This window comes from Enterococcus sp. AZ163 (assembly GCF_050498925.1).
Classification (GTDB): domain Bacteria; phylum Bacillota; class Bacilli; order Lactobacillales; family Enterococcaceae; genus Enterococcus_A; species Enterococcus_A ferrettii.
The window spans coordinates 2,880,043-2,897,353 of record NZ_JBIPAO010000001.1 but is presented as its reverse complement, the minus strand read 5'-3'; the positions used below and the strand labels follow the sequence as shown (position 1 = coordinate 2,897,353).

The following is a 17,311-nucleotide window of genomic DNA, read 5'->3' as shown; positions in this document are numbered from 1 at the left end:
AAAGTTATTGTGTTTCGAAAAAGAGTGACTAGTTCACAAAAGCTCTATTTACTGATAAACTTGGATTAATCATAAAGGAGCTGATTTTTGTGGAAAAACGAGTAATAATTATGAACTTTGAGATTCCGTCTCAAGCATATGAGGCTTTTTCAAAGGTCAAGAAATTGCAGGCAACCCAAGCTTTCAAAGGAGAACAGATGGCAGTGGTTCATCATTCAAATGACGGTGCGCATCAATTTCAAATTGAAGATTTCTTGGACTTTACCGGCAATAATAAGAGTGCTACTGGTGGTCTAATTGGGATGCTGGTAGGAATTCTAGGTGGCCCAATTGGTATTTTATTGGGTTGGTTTACTGGCGGTATGATTGGTGCTTCACGAGACGTTAAAGAAATTCGAGATGCTCAAGGTGTATTTTCCTTTCTAATCGATAAAATTAAGGAAGACGATACGGGATTACTTTTAATTTCGGAGGAAGATGACAATCGCGCATTAAATCAATTGGTAATGAATGAGCTAGGTGGAGAAATTACCCGTTTAAGCTATGAAGAAGTTGAAGAAGACGTTAAGAAGGCTCAAGAAATGGCTAAAAAAGAAGGTAAACAGACTGCTGATAGCACAAATGATGAGAAATAATCCGATTTCTGTTTGCAGAAAGTCTGACTTTCTTCTAGAATAAAGATAATTTGATAGAAAGTCAGGATGATTATGGAATTAGAATTTTTAGGGACCGGAGCAGGTGTTCCGGCTAAACATCGAAATGTCAGCAGTATTGCTTTAAAATTATTAGCAGAACGAAATGCCATCTGGCTATTCGACTGCGGCGAAGGTACGCAAATGCAGATTTTGCGTACCAGTATTCGTCCGCGCAAAATTGAAAAGATTTTTATTACGCATTTGCATGGAGATCATATTTTTGGTTTGCCAGGCTTATTAAGTAGTCGTTCTTTCCAAGGAGGCGACGAAGAACTGGAACTTTATGGGCCAGCTGGTGTCGAGTCTTTTGTAAAGACTGCGTTACAGGTTTCTCAGACACGCCTTTCATACCCGATTAAATATATTGAGGTAAAAGAAGGCATTGTTTTCAAGGATAAACAATTTTCTGTGGAATGTCGTCTGCTGGATCATGGAATTGACAGTTATGGTTACCGTGTTATGGAAGCTGATCTTGAAGGAACACTTCAAGTAGAAAAGTTGGAAGCGCTAGGCATTCCGGCTGGTCCAGTGTATGGAAAGATCAAGCAGGGTAAAACGATCACTTTAAAGGACGGCCAGGTGATTGACGGTAAGGACTTCATTGGTGAGAAGAAGCGTGGTCGAGTTGTTACCATTTTTGGAGATACCCGCTATACGCCCGTTTCTGTGGAATTGGCCAAAAATAGTGATGTTATGGTTCACGAGAGTACTTTCAAAAGAGACGAAGAAAAAATGGCCCACTCTTATTATCATGCGACTACCAAGCAAGCAGCTAAAATCGCTAAACAAGCGCAAGTGAAGCAGCTGATGTTAACGCATATTTCAGCTCGTTATCTAGCTAGGGATGTTCAAGAGCTAGAAAAGGAAGCGCAAGATGTGTTCAAAGATACAAAAATAGCTAAGGATTTTGATATTATAGAAATTCCTTTGAAGGAGTGAAGAGAATGGATTTAACCAATAAAGTGGTAGTGGTTACCGGAGGTTCGGCCGGATTAGGCGAACAAATTTGTTACGAAGCTGCTAAGAAAGGGGCGATTGTCGTTACTTGTGCCCGTCGAATTCAGTTGATTGGGCAAGTAAAGGAACGCTGCAAAGAATTAAGTGGCAAGGAAGCTTTTGCTTTTCAATTAGATATCTCTGACCCAGACAGTGTTGACGGTGTTTTAGAAAAAATTGCTGAAGAAGTCGGCAATGTTGATGTGTTGGTTAATAATGCTGGTTTCGGCTTATTCAAGGACTATTTTGAAATTGACTTCGAGACAACTCGAAAAATGTTTGAAGTGAACGTTTTAGGAATGATTTACTTCACTCAAAGAATTGCAATGGAAATGGTTGAACGCAAAAATGGCCATATCTTTAATGTTGCATCCATGGCTGGAAAAATGGCTACGGCAAAATCCACTATTTATTCAGCTACTAAATTTGCGGTTTTAGGCTTTTCAAATGCATTACGCCTAGAATTGAAACCTGCCAATGTATATGTAACTACTATTAATCCTGGTCCAATTGAAACCAACTTTTTTGATCTTGCTGATCCAAGCGGTAGTTATTTAGCTAATTTGGGTAGTATCGTTTTAGATCCGCAAAAACTGGCAAAGGCAATTGTTAAACGTATGGGTGAACCAACTAGAGAAATTAATCGGCCACGGGCGATGGAAGCAGCGTCACGATTGTACACGCTATTCCCACATGTTGGTGATTTTTTAGCTAGTAGTATATTCAATAAAAAATAAGGGTGAGCAGTTTGAAAAGACAGTGGAAGGTTATTTTAGGATTTGTGTTAGTCCTGATCATCGTAGTATTCGCGGTGTTAAACAATCAAGAGGTACCAGTGAACTTTGGCTTTAGCAAACTGTACAGTCCACTGATTTTGGTTATTATTGGTTCGGCAATTATAGGTGCTTTAGTGATTTTTCTTACCTCTAGCGCGACGATGTTTCAACAAAAGCGTCAGGTAAAACAGCTGCAAAGTCAAATTGACGAGTTTGAAACCAATAATCAGGAAAAATTGGCAGAAGACAAGGCGCGTTATCAACGAGAAAAAGAAAATGAACTTGCGGCATTAAAAGCAGAGTATGAACGCTTGTTGAACGAAAAGGATGTCTATATACAGCAACTGACCGGCGAGGAAGCTCCAAAAAGTGACCCCAATAATCCACCTTTGGATTATTACGATTAAATGAAAGAGAGTGATTCTCTAAAAAATGAGGATCATTCTCTTTCATTTCTTTTTTTGTCTGGAAAATTTTGCTATACTGATACGGTTGGGAAGTGATGTTTTGAAAAAATCAAACTTTAAGTGGCAACTAAAAGAAAACACTTCTGTCTCTCATGAGTTTTCAGAAGAAATTATGGGGATGGGACATAGCCAAACCTTCGCTAATCTGTTATGGCAGCGAGGTATTCAAACGAAAGAACAATTTGAGGGCATGATCTATGCCAGTGTTGATAATTTGAATGACCCTTTTCTAATGCATGATATGGAAAAAGCGGTAGAGCGGATTCAGGCGGCTATTTTGGAAGGTGAAGCGATCCTAATCTACGGGGATTATGATGCAGATGGGATTACCAGTACCTCAATTATGAAAGAGACCCTTGAAATGTTGGGAGCGGATGTGAGGTATGTCTTACCCAACCGCTTCATCCACGGGTATGGCCCGAACAAAGAATTGTTCGAAGAAAAGATCAACGAAGGCATTCAATTGATTGTGACAGTCGATAATGGTGTGGCGGGAAACGAAGCAATTGCTTATGCGAATTCACGACAGGTAGATGTAATCGTGACAGATCACCACGAAATGCCGCCAGTTTTACCAGAGGCATACTGTATTGTCCATCCAAGACACCCTGAAGGAGCATATCCCTTTGGTGAATTGGCTGGAGCAGGGGTAGCCTTTAAGTTGGCAACGGCTTTGCTGGAAGAGCCACCTTTGGAATTGTTAGACTTAGCTTGTATCGGAACAGTTGCGGATCTAGTATCAATGACTGGAGAAAATCGGACGATTGTTCAGCTAGGGCTGGAAATAATGAAGCAAAATCAACGTATGGGTTTAAATCACCTGTTGAAGGTTAGCGGAGTCGATGTTCAGAAGTTGGATGAAGTTAGCATCGGTTTTGGGATCGGTCCACGCTTAAATGCGATTGGGCGGTTAGGCGATCCTAATCCAGCAGTAGAACTCATGACTACTTTTGATGATGCCTATGCTCGTGAACTAGCGAATAAATTAGACGAGATTAATAATGAGCGAAAACTAATTGTACAAACGATTACTCAAGAAGCAGCTGACATGCTTTCGGAAGATGCACCAGTTCATGTATTAGCTAAAGAAGGTTGGAATCCTGGTGTATTGGGAATTGTGGCAGGAAATGTTTTAAAACAAACTGGGAAGCCAGCGATTGTTTTATCTATTAATGAAGATGGAACAGCAAAAGGCTCTGGTCGTAGTAATGAATCTCTAGATTTATACGGTATGCTGACGACTATGCGCGAAAATTTCACACACTTTGGTGGTCATGAGGCAGCAATTGGTGTCACTTTACCCAGTGAAAACTTGTCAAGCTTGAAACAGCAAATTGCCATTTATATTGATGAAAATCAGATCGACGTTCAACAGGGAGCCACCCTGTCCATCGATCAAGAGCTTTCCTTTAATGAAGTGAATTTAGCTTTTGTCGAAGAGCTAAAACAGTTGGCACCTTTTGGAACAGATAATCCAGCACCACATTTTTTATTGGAGGAAGCAAAAGTTGCCCAGTTGAAAACTATTGGTGCTGAGCAGCAACATGTGAAATTCATGCTGACAAATGGCGACAAACAGTTAGATGTCATTGGTTTCGGCTTTGGTTTGAAATCTGAAGAATTACAACAGGAGAATACTCGTTTTGTCGGTGACTTAGAAGTTAACGAATGGAACGGACAAAAGAAAGTTCAAATGAAGCTGCTTGATTTTGCAACAGAAGGCTTACAGGTTATTGACCGTCGAGCGAAGCATAGCTGGAATCAGCCCGTAGAAACAGTTAGTACGCTGTATTTGGCTTTTCATGAGAGAAGTCGGGAGGTGCTTTCAAGTTCGTTGCAACAACATGTGCAGGTCTATCAAGAAACACGTCTTTCTGAGTATGCGGAATATCGGCAGTTAGTAATTGTTGATTGTCCAAGCGATCAAGAAACCATCAAGTCTTTAGTGAACCATGGTAAGTTTGAACGAGTTTACCTGTTTCTTTACAGTGCTGATGAAGCGTATCTGAACGGAATGGCAAATCGTGATCAGTTTAAAAGTTTGTATCAATTTTGCATCAAACAACAGCGTGTGGACATTCGCTACAAGTTGAAAAATATTTCAAATTATTTAAGAATATCAGAAAAGCTGTTAGTCTTTATGATTCGCGTGTTTTCTGAATTGAAATTTGTTACAATAGATGACGGTGTTTTGGAAATCGTGCCAAACCCGCAAAATCAATCGATTGAAGAAAGCGACAGCTACAAAGAGCGTTTGAAGCAAATCGAGAGTGAAGAATTTTTATTGATGAGTGACATTCAAACTATAAGAAATTGGCTGAAAAGCTAGGAGGAAATGCAAGATGGATTTAAAAGATTATATTGCCAGTATTCCTGATTACCCGCAAAAAGGAGTTATCTTTCGTGATATTTCACCTTTAATGGCGGATGGAGCTGCTTATCGTGAAGCAACTCGACAAATTGTTGAGTATGCCAGCAAAAAAGAAATCGACATGGTAGTAGGGCCTGAAGCACGTGGATTTATTGTAGGATGTCCGGTAGCTTTTGAACTAGGGGTAGGTTTTGCGCCAGTCCGTAAGCCAAATAAATTACCAAGAGCAACAATTGACGTTGAGTATGATAAAGAATACGGCACAGATATCTTGTCGATCCATAAAGATGCAATCCTACCTGGCCAACGTGTGCTCGTAACAGATGATCTATTAGCAACGGGAGGTACAGTCAAAGCAACTATTGACTTAGTTGAAAAACTAGGCGGAATCGTGGTTGGTTGTGCATTTTTAATCGAATTAGAAGAATTACACGGCAGAGACAAGATTGAAAAATACGATATCTTAACCTTAATGGACTATTAAAACGAAAAAAGCTCGAAAATCAAATGATTTTCGAGCTTTTTTATGCGGATTTGTGATAGTGATGATCGTAGTAATCATAAGATTCTATATAGTAAACCTCTTCAGGTTCTCCATTGTCGTAATAGTCGTCTTCCCAATAGTCTTCTTCTTGCTCGTATTTTTGGGCGTATTTTTTTTCGTCCCATAGCATGAACCAAACGATGAACAAACCAGAGAAGACAACAATCGTAGCTAAGGAACCAAGTTTGCCGATCAACAATCCAACTAACAAAAAACCAATGATTAAGCCAAATCTTCTTACTGCTTTCATAAATAATTCACCCCTAATAGAATATGCGAACAAATGTTTGTATATGTATTATACGAATGTTTGTTCGATTTGTAAAGAAAAAAATTAACCGGATAAAATCCGATTAATAAACGTGGTTTCGATACAAACCGACAACCTTGCCGAGGATAGAAACATTATCTAAAATGATTGGTTCCATCTGGTCATTTTCAGGCTGCAAACGAATATGATCTGTTTCGTGATAGAATCTTTTACAAGTCGCTTCGTTTTCATCGGTCATGGCAATGACAATTTCACCATTAATAGCAGTTGCTTGTTTTTTGACAATAACGTGATCTCCATCATAGATGCCAGCGTTAATCATACTTTCACCGCGAATTGTTAGCATGAAAAGGCTGCCCTCTTCACTAGATAAATCTGGTGGTACTGGGAAGAAATCAGAAGCTTCTTCAACAGCTAAAATTGGTTCACCAGCTGTAACAACTCCCAGCATGGGAATTACCTGAGGTTGAGCACCAATTTTTTCAAGCCCGGTAATCGTTAATTCAATCGCTCGGGGCTTTGTTGGATCTCGTAGAATCAAGCCTTTTTTCTCTAAACGAGCTAAGTGTCCGTGAACAGTGGAGGTAGACGAAAGGTTCACTGCTTCACCTATTTCACGAACAGTTGGGGGATAGCCTTTATTTTCAACGCGTTCATGAATAAAACGCAGAACTTCTAATTGTTTTGTTTCGGTTCGTTTTGCCAATGCGCTCACCTTCTTTTCTTTTTTTTCAGTTTAGCATAATTTTTTTGATAAATCAAACAAGCGTTCGCTTTTTTTGCTTTTTTTTCCTAGACATTTTAAGGTATAATAGGGAACGGAAGCGAGGTGCATAAAATGATTTCGGATGAAAAAATTGCTCGTATCAATGAATTGGCAAAAAAGAAGAAGTCTGAAGGACTGACAAATGCTGAAGAAAAGGAACAAAAGGTTTTACGAGAAGAATATTTATCAACTTTTCGCAGCGGCATGCGCCATCACATTGAAGGAATGAAAATCGTTGATCCTGATGGAAAAGACGTCACACCAGACAAGCTGAAGAAAATTCAGCAGCAAAAAGGCTTACACAATCGAAAATAATTTGAATATTTGCTATTTCTGATTGAAAACGATAATTAAATCGGTTACAATGAATGTGGAATAAAAGTATTTATCACCGAAAAGGAGGACGAATTATTTTGTTTGATAAAATTGATCAGTTAGGTGTTAACACGATCCGTACATTAAGTATTGAAGCAATACAGAAGGCTAACTCTGGGCATCCAGGTTTACCCATGGGGGCTGCGCCAATGGCATACGCTCTTTGGACTAAGCATCTAAATGTAAATCCGGCTACGTCATTAAACTGGCCTAACCGAGATCGTTTCATCCTATCTGCAGGTCATGGTTCTGCAATGTTATATAGCCTGTTGCATTTAGCAGGTTACCAGGTAACGATTGATGATTTGAAAAGCTTTCGTCAGTGGGAAAGTAAAACGCCAGGACATCCTGAATTTCAACATACAGATGGTGTCGAAGCAACAACTGGACCATTAGGACAAGGTATTTCAATGGCAGTAGGTATGGCAATGGCTGAAGCACATTTAGCTGCAACTTATAACCGTGACAGCTTCAATATAATGGATCATTACACTTATACAATCGTCGGTGATGGAGACTTAATGGAAGGTGTTTCTCAAGAAGCTAGCTCAATGGCTGGACATATGAAACTTGGTAAATTGGTTGTTTTATATGATTCAAATGACATTTCTCTAGATGGACCAACGAATAAAGCCTTTACTGAAAATGTAGGTGCGCGTTATGAAGCATATGGCTGGCAACACATTCTTGTAAAAGATGGTAATGATTTAGAAGCAATCAGCAAAGCGATCGAAGAAGCAAAGGCTGAAACTGAAAAGCCGACTTTGATTGAAGTTAAGACTGTAATCGGTTTTGGTGCACCAAAAGAAGGAACTTCTGCTGTTCATGGAGCTCCAATTGGGGACGAGGGTATCACAGCTGCTAAAGCAGTTTATGGTTGGGAATATCCTGATTTTACAGTGCCTGATGAGGTTGCTGAACGCTTTAAAGCAGATATGCTTGATAAGGGTGCTGAAGTAGAGGGTCAATGGAATGACATGTTCAAGAACTACGAAAATGCGCATCCAGAATTGGCGAAACAATTCAAAGACGCTTTTGCTGACAAATTACCAGAAAACTGGGTAGAAAGTTTACCAGTCTATGAAGAGGGTTCAAGCCAAGCGAGCCGCGTATCAAGTAAAGAAGTTATCCAAGCAGTTGCTAAAGCTGTACCAACAGTTTGGGGAGGCTCTGCTGACTTATCTGGCTCTAACAATACAACAATTGCAGATGAAGAAGAATTTCAACCTGGTTCTTACCAAGGTCGTAACATTTGGTTCGGAGTTCGTGAATTCGCTATGGCTGCGGCAATGAACGGGATTCAATTGCACGGTGGCACTCGCGTTTATGGCGGAACATTCTTTGTATTTACTGACTATCTTCGTCCAGCAATTCGTATGTCTGCAATCCAAAACTTACCTGTGACCTATGTGTTAACTCACGATTCTGTTGCGGTTGGGGAAGATGGACCAACTCACGAGCCAATCGAACAATTAGCTAGTGTACGATGCATGCCGAATGTTCAAGTGATCCGTCCTGCAGATGGCAATGAAACTTCTGCTGCTTGGAAAGTTGCATTAGAATCAACTGACAAACCAACTTTACTTGTCTTAAGTCGTCAAAATTTGCCAGTATTGCCAGGAAGTAAAGAGATTGCAGTAGAAGGCGTTGCTAAGGGCGGGTATGTCATTTCTAAAGCTGCATCTGACACACCAGATGGTATCCTGATTGCTACTGGTTCAGAAGTGAATCTAGCGGTTGAGGCACAAAAAATCTTGAAAGAACAAGGTAAAGATGTTTCAGTGGTCTCTCTGCCTAGCTTTGATTTATTTGAAGCACAAGACGAAGCTTACAAAGAATCTGTACTGCCAAAAGCAGTAACTAAACGAGTAGCAGTGGAGGCTGCTTCATCATTTGGTTGGGAACGTTACATTGGCTATGCAGGTAAAATGATTAGCATTGATCATTTTGGTGCTTCAGCGCCTGGTGATTTTGTTTTAGAACAATTTGGCTTCACAGTAGAGAACGTAGTTTCTACTTACAACGAGCTGTAAGAATTAATAAAATGATCAAGTGCAGAGATTTATTTCTGCACTTTGTTTTTTTGTTACACATATTACGCTGATTTAACAAATGAGTGAAGAAGCTATGTTTAAATTGTTTAAGAAAATATTATAGCGTATAATTTTATTGTGACCAGATCTGAAGAATTGAAGCAAGGGATATTTGGAGGTAAATAATGAGCCAATTTAAGACTCGCAGTGAAAGACATACATATGAAAAGCAGCAACGACAAAAGAGAGTGAAACGTATCATGCCTGTATTGGGTACAGCTTTGGCTGTAACACCAGTGGCAATGGGAATGAATACTGTCAAAGCTGCCGCAGCTGAAACAGGGCAAACGCAAGACCAAGGAGCCTTTATTGAGCAACTAGGTGCCTCAGCTATGCAAGTATCTGCATCAAATGACTTATATGCGTCAATTATGATCGCGCAAGCACTAGTTGAAACGGGTTTCGGCTCTTCAACTTTATCTGCAGCACCTTATTATAATCTTTTTGGTGTGAAGGAATACAATGGCGGACCAAGCGTTTATATGAATACACAAGAATACCTAAACGGGCAATGGGTAACTATGTCAGAGCCTTTTGCAGTATATGGCAGTTATGCAGAATCATTTTTAGATCATGCCAATATTATGCGTAATTCTTATTATGCAGGAGCTTGGAAGAGCCATACATCAAGCTATCAGGATGCAGCTGCCTATTTAACAGGTCGCTATGCAACTGATCCAGGCTATGCTGGTAAGCTGATTTCCTTGATTCAGATGTACAACTTGACACGTTTCGACACTCCTGGAGCTGGTACTGCCGTTCAAACATCCGCAGTTGCTGAAGCACAAACGCAGCAAGCTCAGGCGGCTCAAACGCAAACTCAAGGAACTACCCAAGCTACTGGACAATCTTATACTGTTCAAAATGGTGATTCTCTTTGGGCAATCGCCCAGCATTTTGGAATTAGTGTAGATCAGTTGTTAGCAAACAATGGACTAAGTTTGGATTCCACTCTTATGCCAGGACAACAATTAGCAGTATAATCTGAAAGAAGCTGAGAAGCTTCTTTTTTTTGCAAACTTTATCTTACCAGTTAAAATTAATCAGTTTTTTAGTTACTTTTTTTAAAGATATCTGCATAGTATTGATTTCAAATTTCAGCTTGTCCCAAATCAATGTTGAGTGCCAGAAAAGTACATGAAAGAAGACGATAAAATAAAACTAAACATTGTGGGTAAAGCAATCATCTCTGGTCCTTTTTAGAGATAGATTCAAAGTTCAATACAGGGAAATTTGATGAGAAGTTTTATAGTAGGCACCTAAATTTTATTTAAATGGTGACTCTGTGTCTGTTGGTACCTTAGAATAAAACAACTGAGAGGTATTCATTTTGAATTAGTAATACACAGGAAAAAGTCCGGCCAGTAGATGAGGCAGTTCACTTAAACATTATTCTAGCATGAGGACTTAACAAGAAACATCAAAAAAACTTGACAGAATGATTTTTGCATAGTACATTAGTAATGAAATCGATATCATATAGTTTGGAAAATTTTTCTTTCTAAGTAAAAAAAGTTACCGAAGTTAAACGTAATAGTAAAGTCGAATTTTTTAAACATTAAAATGGTATCGATATCACAAAAATCACACAGGAACTTTTTATGAATGATTTTGAGAAATATGATTCTCAAATATCCGTTAATAAAAAACGGATCGAAGTAAGACTTTTTGTGGTATCGATATCACTGAGTGGAGGACAATCATGGAAAAAGAAAAGAATTGGTGGAAAAAGGAAATCATTTATCAGATTTATCCGAAGAGTTTCAAGGATTCTAATCATGATGGAATCGGTGACTTAAAAGGAATTATCGAAAAGCTGCCTTACTTAAAAGAACTAGGAGTAACAACTCTGTGGATTTGTCCAATTTTCTCTTCGCCGATGGTGGATAATGGGTATGACATCGCCGATTTTGAAGACATTAATCGTCAGTTTGGCACGATGGAGGATGTGGATCTTCTGCTGGCTGAGGCTAAGAAATTTGATTTGAAAGTAATGCTGGACCTAGTGATTAATCACACGTCGGATGAACATGTTTGGTTTCAGAAAGCCTTAGCTGATAAGGATAGCCCTTATCGCGATTATTACATTTTCAAGGAAGGTAAGGAGCCGCCGAACAATTGGCGTTCGATCTTTGGTGGTTCAGTATGGGAAAAGGTACCTAATGAAGAGTGCTATTATCTGCATATTTTCGACAAACGTCAGCCAGATTTAAACTGGGAAAATCGTGAGATGCGCGAAGAGTTGTATGCTATGATTAATCGTTGGCTGGAAAAAGGAATCGCGGGTTTCCGTATTGATTCTATTACTTTTATCAAAAAGGATCAAGATTATGGTAGTCTGCCAGCAGATGGAGTAGATGGATTAGTTTCCTGTAAAGAAAAAACCCGAAATCGTCCAGGAATTGAGATCTTTCTGCACGAGCTAAGAAGGGAAACTTTTGATAAATACAATTGCGTTACGGTTGGCGAAGCGCCAGGTGTTAGCTATGAAGAATTTCCAACCTATGTCGGAGAAGACGGGTATTTTTCAATGATTTTTGATTTTCATTATGCCGACATTGATGTGGAATCAGGTTCTGATTGGTTTAAACGAACGAATTGGACTACAGTCGAGTTTAAGGACCTGCTGATGCAATCACAAGCAGCACTGCAAAATGCCGGTTGGGGAGCGAATTTTATTGAAAATCATGATCAACCTCGAGCTTTGTCAAAATTCGTTGCACAAGAATTCCAATCAGCAAATTCTGCTTTAGGTTTAGGGGCCATGTACTTTTTCTTGAGAGGAACTCCCTTCATTTATCAAGGTCAAGAACTAGGGATGGTGAATGCCGAAAGAACATCTATTTCACAGTTTGATGATATCTCAAGCATTGATAACTATGCTCGCAGTATAAAAGAAGGTTTTTCTGGAAAAGAAGCATTACGCTTTGTTAATCAAAGAAGTCGCGATAATTCTAGAACACCTATGCCTTGGAACGATAGTCAGTATGGTGGTTTTTCAGATCAAAAGCCTTGGTTGTCGATGACAGAAGAATATCCTAAGGTAAACGCCATAGGTAATTCAGTTTTCAAAGGGTATAAAAAAATGATCTCTTTACGACAGCAATCAGCTATTTCGGATATTTTACAAGTTGGTGATATTGCATTTATTGATAATCTGCCTGAAGCTGTAATTGGCTATCGACGAATAGCCAAAACAGGAAGTCTGATTTCTTATACGAATTTCAGTTCTGAAAAGGTTGTGTTTGAGTTAGAGAAACCAATCAACAAGCTACATTTTGATTCGCATAACAAAACATTTTCAGGAACAAAGATTGAATTATTGCCTTACCAAAGTATTTTGATTAGCGAATAAAAAGGGAGTGTACAACAATGGCGATGGATTACAAAAAAATTGGGGATGAGATTGTTGAAATTGTTGGGAAGGACAATATTCTATCAATGACTCATTGTGCTACTCGTTTAAGATTGGAAGTGAAGGATCGGGCGGCGATTGATGATAAGAAGACCCAAAATGTTGATCAGGTGAAAGGTGTTTTCTTTAATGCTGGTCAGTATCAAATCATTTTAGGAACCGGGACTGTCAACAAAGTTTATGACGCATTAATTCAAGATGATGATGAACTGAGACAAAGGGAAACTAGCCTGGAATCAATTAAGCGTGAAGGGAATCCCGTCAAACGAGGAATTCGAACTTTAGCTGACATTTTTATTCCAATTATTCCGGGCATTGTAGCAACGGGGTTATTTTTAGGGCTTAAAGGTGTAATATTAAACGAAAACGTACTAGGTTTTTTCGGAACATCGACTGCTCAAATTCCTGAATATATTTTAACTTTAATGAATGTTCTGACGGATACAGTCTTTGTTTTCCTGCCAGCTTTAATTTGCTGGTCAGCCTTCAAAAAATTTGGTGGTACTCCAATCATTGGTTTTGTAATTGGGTTAATGTTGGTGTCGCCGATGTTGCCAAATGCCTACTCGGTGGCTGATATTAATAGTGGCATCGAACCACTGATTGCTTTTGGCTTTATTCCGATTGTTGGTTATCAAGGAAGTGTGTTGACAGCTTTAGTAGTAGGTATTTTAGGTGCTAACTTAGAAAAGCGTTTACGCAAGGTAATGCCTGCTTCACTGGACCTGATGTTCACTCCTTTTGTTGTTATCATGGGTATGCTGTTAATGGGATTATTAGTGCTAGGTCCATTGTTGCATTATGTTGAAGCTGGCTTAGTCGTTTTAGTAAAAGCATTGATTCATATTCCTTTCGGATTAGGCGGACTGGTTATCGGCTTTTTGTATCCATTAGCAGTTATGACCGGAATGCACCACTTGTTTATAATGATTGAGACTAGTTTATTAGCCCAAACTGGATTCAATCCCTTGATTACATTATGTGCCATGTATGGCTTTGCTAATGCAGCTGTTTGTTTTGCAATAAGTACTAAAGCAAAAAACAAGAAAATAAAAGTTATTGGTACTAGTGCTGGTATTACCCAGTTGCTGGGAGTTAGTGAACCGGCTTTGTTCGGGATAACGATTCGTTATGGAACTAAACCGTTAATTGTTATGTTAGGTTGTTCTGCATTAGGAGGCGCACTCTTATCTGTGTTAGGTGTACAAGCTAATTCTTATGGTTTAGCAGTTATTCTTTCACCTTTAATGTATATTTATGAGCCATCTCAGTTTGTTACCTATATAGTTGTGGGTCTGCTGATATTTATTCTGGCTTTCGTAATTACGTATCTTTTTGCAGTCCCCGAAGAGGTAATGATACCAGAAGAAGCTTTAGCGGAAGAGTGAAAACATGGAATGGACTAGGAAAGAACGATATCGACCATATAACTCTGTAGATCGAGTGGAGTTAGAGAACTTAAGTCACAAAGCTGCTGCTAGTGTCTGGCGGCAAGCCTTCCATATATAACCTAAATACGGCCTTTTAAACGATCCTAATGGGTTTGGCTGGTTTGATGGGAAATATCATCTGTTTTATCAGTGGTTCCCTCTAGGAGCTGTCCATGGCTTAAAATACTGGTATCAAGTGACGAGTATGGATTTAGTGAATTGGAAAGATGAAGGAGTAGCTTTGACACCGAAATATGATCACGAGTCTCACGGTATTTTTTCAGGCAGCAGTCTAGCAAGTAAAGATAAACTTTATTTGTTTTACACTGCAAACAACCGGGATTCTGATTGGGTGCGCCACTCTTCTCAAGCCTTGGCGTGGATAAATAAGGACGGATCAATCGAAAAACTGGAAAAACCGCTGATTCCTAAACCGCCAGAAGGTTACACAGATAACTTCAAAGATCCTAAAGTGTTGAAGCATGAGAGAATATACTATATGTTTGTTGGTGGTCAAACTGACGAACAAACTGGTTGTATATTGACCTACCAAAGTAACGATCTCTCTAATTGGCTCTTTAAAGGACCTTTGGAAATAAACGTTGAAAGACTTGGATTTATGTGGGGATGCCCAGATGTGTTCTCGATAGATGGGAAAGATCTACTAATGCTGTCTCCCCAAGGATTATCATCAAAGGGGCATCAATTCCAAAATGTTTATCACTCCGGAACTTTCATTGGTGAACATCAAATAGCAGAAAATATATTTAGAACTGCAGGTGAGTTTCAGGAGTTAGATTGCGGCTTTGATTTTTATGCGCCACAAACTACTTTAGGGCCTGATAATCGACGAATTTTAATTGGTTGGATGGGTTTGCCCGACACGATTTACCCAGCTGATGTGGATGGTTGGGCTAATTGCTTGACCATTCCTAGAGAGCTTTCGATTAAGCAAAATCGTCTGATTCAAAAGCCAGTTGCTGAACTTATGAAGTTTCGTCAAGAGGCTTATCAAATAGAAGTTGAATTAGTCAGTGAGCAACTGGAGATAGCGAATGCAAATGGACGGCCTGTTGAAATCCATCTGATTTTGACTAACGTCGGGTGTGAGCAGGCGGGAATTAAGTTTAATGTGAGTGAATAAGAAGAGACAATTTTCTTGCTTAATTTCGCGGAAGGACACTTAGTTTTAGATCGAACCTTAGCAGGGCAGCCGATTGCGGAAGATTATGGAACGATTCGGAGAAAACCTTATACGGAAACAAAGGTTGAGCTGACTTTATTTATTGATACTTCTTCAGTAGAGGTATTCGTGAATCAAGGCGAGGCCGTATTCACCAGTCGTTTATTTCCTAATCCGGATAGTCAAGGTTTAAAGTTGTTTGCTGAAGATGGAGCCTGTAAGTTTGATGCAACGGTTTGGTCGCTAGGTTCTGAATTTTCCAAAGAGTCATCACTAAATTTTTTTCAGTAAAAGATGGTGGGTCTTCAAACCTTAATTGCGGATCAACCTTTTTTTACGTTATCAGTTAGCATTTTTGTAAGAAGTGATGACGTATTTCTAGCATATATTTGTTTTTTCGTTTACTATACTTACATAAGGTAAGGGAGGATGCAACGATGACAAAAGTTTTTGATTCCATTTTATCGACAATTGGTCAGACACCTATTGTAAAATTAAAGCGCTTAGCTTCCACTGATATGGCGCAAGTATATGTAAAGGTAGAGTCTTTTAATCCTGGAGGCAGTGTGAAGGATCGTATTGCTTTGAGTATGATTGAACGGGCTGAAAAAGAAGGGAAATTGACGGAAGATGCAACAATCATTGAACCCACCTCCGGGAATACTGGAATCGGTTTAGCAATGGTTGGTGCGGCTAAAGGCTATAAAGTGATTCTAGTAATGCCGGAAACCATGAGTATTGAAAGAAGAAAATTAATGCAGGCTTATGGTGCGGAGCTGATTTTAACACCTGGTCCTAAGGGTATGAAAGGCGCAATTGCTAAAGCCGATGAGCTGGCAAAAGAGAATGGTTGGTTCGTCCCTTCACAATTTGAGAATCCGGCCAATCCTGCAATCCATGAAAAAACGACAGCCCAAGAAATTGTCGATACCTTCGGCAATAGTGGATTGGATGTTTTCGTGGCAGGAGTCGGAACGGGCGGAACAATTACTGGTGTCGGCCGAGAACTAAAACGTGTCTATCAACAAATCAAAATCGTTGCAGTTGAGCCGGAAGAATCACCCGTATTAGAAGGCGGCCAGCCAGGACCTCATAAGATTCAAGGAATTGGTGCGGGTTTCATTCCGGCCAACCTGGATACCTCAGTATACGATGAGGTTGAAGCAGTCAAGGGGACCGAAGCGATGGAAATGGCTCGCGAGCTAGCTAAGCAAGAAGGCATCCTGGTTGGTATTTCTTCAGGCGCTGCTTTGAAAGCAGGATTGGACTTAGCGAAAACAATGACGAATGACAAAAAGGTGTTAGTTCTGCTTCCTGATAGTGGAGAACGTTACCTGTCAACGGAATTGTTTAATTATGATGACTAATTTTTGGGTATTTGTGAAGTTTTAACATTTTCTCTAGCTTTTATAATTGAAGAGTAGTATTATTTAAGAAAGATTATAAGGGGGAGGGATATATTATGGCAGAACAAACTGTAGCACATGCGATTGAAGGACTTAAAGAATCGAATGTACGAATCACACCACAACGTTATGCGATCTTAGAATTTCTAATTGAGCATCGCAGTCATCCCACGGCAGACGAAATTTTTAGAGCTTTGGAAAGTCGTTTCCCAAATATGAGTGTGGCAACAATCTATAATAATTTGCGAAAATTTGTTGAAATCGGTATCGTGCAAGAAATGAGCTATGGAGATGCGGCAAGTCGGTTTGATTTTGGTGTACAAAAACATTATCATGCGATTTGTACAGACTGTGGCAAGATCGAAGACTTTTTCTATCCAGGTTTAGAAGACGTTGAGATGGCTTCCAGTGAATTGACTGGATATCAAATTAGCGAACACCGGTTAGAAGTTTACGGAGTTTGCCCTAATTGTCAAAAGAAAGGATAAGTCGTTTCGACGATTTATCTTTTTTTCTTTATGAA

16 protein-coding genes and 1 pseudogene are annotated in these 17,311 nt (G+C 39.4%); 15 read left to right on the top strand and 2 right to left on the bottom strand.

Annotated features, from left to right (window positions below; all coding sequences use genetic code 11):
• The first annotated feature begins 89 nt into the window (after positions 1-89).
• The 6 genes from IGI46_RS13860 to IGI46_RS13835 all read left to right on the top strand — a co-directional run bounded on the left by IGI46_RS13860 (position 90) and on the right by IGI46_RS13835 (position 5,789).
• A complete protein-coding gene (locus IGI46_RS13860) occupies positions 90-635 on the top strand; it encodes a DUF1269 domain-containing protein (RefSeq protein WP_429973635.1) in 546 nt (181 codons plus the stop codon).
• Between the two features lie 72 nt (positions 636-707).
• On the top strand, positions 708-1,634 hold the full coding sequence (rnz, locus tag IGI46_RS13855) for a ribonuclease Z (protein WP_429973974.1): 927 nt from the start codon (positions 708-710) through the stop codon (positions 1,632-1,634).
• 5 nt (positions 1,635-1,639) lie between these two features.
• Positions 1,640-2,428: an SDR family NAD(P)-dependent oxidoreductase gene (locus tag IGI46_RS13850; RefSeq protein ID WP_429973634.1), complete on the top strand. Its 789-nt coding sequence runs from the start codon at positions 1,640-1,642 to the stop codon at positions 2,426-2,428.
• Positions 2,429-2,439: 11 nt separating this feature from the next.
• A complete protein-coding gene (locus IGI46_RS13845; RefSeq protein WP_429973633.1) occupies positions 2,440-2,874 on the top strand; it encodes a lipopolysaccharide assembly protein LapA domain-containing protein in 435 nt (144 codons plus the stop codon).
• A 100-nt stretch (positions 2,875-2,974) separates the two neighbouring features.
• Complete coding sequence (recJ, locus tag IGI46_RS13840; RefSeq protein WP_429963666.1) at positions 2,975-5,263, top strand: single-stranded-DNA-specific exonuclease RecJ; 2,289 nt, start codon at positions 2,975-2,977, stop codon at positions 5,261-5,263.
• A gap of 13 nt (positions 5,264-5,276) precedes the next feature.
• Positions 5,277-5,789: an adenine phosphoribosyltransferase gene (locus IGI46_RS13835; RefSeq protein ID WP_429963665.1), complete on the top strand. Its 513-nt coding sequence runs from the start codon at positions 5,277-5,279 to the stop codon at positions 5,787-5,789.
• A 40-nt stretch (positions 5,790-5,829) separates the two neighbouring features.
• On the opposite strand, the gene IGI46_RS13830 is transcribed toward IGI46_RS13835, so the two are convergent.
• Positions 5,830-6,099: a hypothetical protein gene (locus tag IGI46_RS13830; RefSeq protein WP_429963664.1), complete on the bottom strand. Its 270-nt coding sequence runs from the start codon at positions 6,097-6,099 to the stop codon at positions 5,830-5,832.
• A gap of 103 nt (positions 6,100-6,202) precedes the next feature.
• Positions 6,203-6,826 carry a transcriptional repressor LexA gene (lexA, locus tag IGI46_RS13825; protein WP_207703112.1) on the bottom strand — a complete coding sequence of 208 codons (624 nt, stop codon included), beginning with the start codon at positions 6,824-6,826 and terminating at the stop codon, positions 6,203-6,205.
• Positions 6,827-6,958: 132 nt separating this feature from the next.
• Here lexA and IGI46_RS13820 point away from each other — a divergent pair, with 132 nt between their 5' ends.
• The 9 genes and pseudogenes from IGI46_RS13820 (at position 6,959) to IGI46_RS13780 (ending at position 17,276) form a co-directional block, all read left to right on the top strand.
• The gene (locus IGI46_RS13820) at positions 6,959-7,201 is read left to right on the top strand and encodes a DUF896 family protein (protein ID WP_207703111.1); all 243 of its coding nucleotides are present in this window, start codon (positions 6,959-6,961) and stop codon (positions 7,199-7,201) included.
• 98 nt (positions 7,202-7,299) lie between these two features.
• The gene (gene tkt, locus IGI46_RS13815) at positions 7,300-9,294 is read left to right on the top strand and encodes a transketolase (protein WP_429963663.1); all 1,995 of its coding nucleotides are present in this window, start codon (positions 7,300-7,302) and stop codon (positions 9,292-9,294) included.
• A 185-nt stretch (positions 9,295-9,479) separates the two neighbouring features.
• Entirely contained in the window at positions 9,480-10,337 is an 858-nt protein-coding gene (locus IGI46_RS13810; RefSeq protein ID WP_429973632.1) for a glucosaminidase domain-containing protein, read from the top strand.
• Positions 10,338-11,056: 719 nt separating this feature from the next.
• Entirely contained in the window at positions 11,057-12,709 is a 1,653-nt protein-coding gene (locus IGI46_RS13805; RefSeq protein ID WP_429973631.1) for an alpha-glucosidase, read from the top strand.
• A gap of 17 nt (positions 12,710-12,726) precedes the next feature.
• The gene (locus tag IGI46_RS13800) at positions 12,727-14,157 is read left to right on the top strand and encodes a PTS transporter subunit EIIC (protein ID WP_429963660.1); all 1,431 of its coding nucleotides are present in this window, start codon (positions 12,727-12,729) and stop codon (positions 14,155-14,157) included.
• 133 nt (positions 14,158-14,290) lie between these two features.
• Positions 14,291-15,343, top strand: a pseudogene (locus IGI46_RS13795) (glycoside hydrolase family 32 protein); the annotation flags it as partial.
• Between the two features lie 15 nt (positions 15,344-15,358).
• A complete protein-coding gene (locus IGI46_RS13790) occupies positions 15,359-15,673 on the top strand; it encodes a GH32 C-terminal domain-containing protein (RefSeq protein WP_429973630.1) in 315 nt (104 codons plus the stop codon).
• 146 nt (positions 15,674-15,819) lie between these two features.
• Positions 15,820-16,749 (top strand): cysteine synthase A, encoded by a 930-nt coding sequence (cysK, locus tag IGI46_RS13785; protein ID WP_429973629.1) that lies wholly within the window; start codon positions 15,820-15,822, stop codon positions 16,747-16,749.
• A gap of 95 nt (positions 16,750-16,844) precedes the next feature.
• Positions 16,845-17,276 carry a Fur family transcriptional regulator gene (locus tag IGI46_RS13780; protein WP_429963658.1) on the top strand — a complete coding sequence of 144 codons (432 nt, stop codon included), beginning with the start codon at positions 16,845-16,847 and terminating at the stop codon, positions 17,274-17,276.
• Positions 17,277-17,311: the final 35 nt, after the last annotated feature.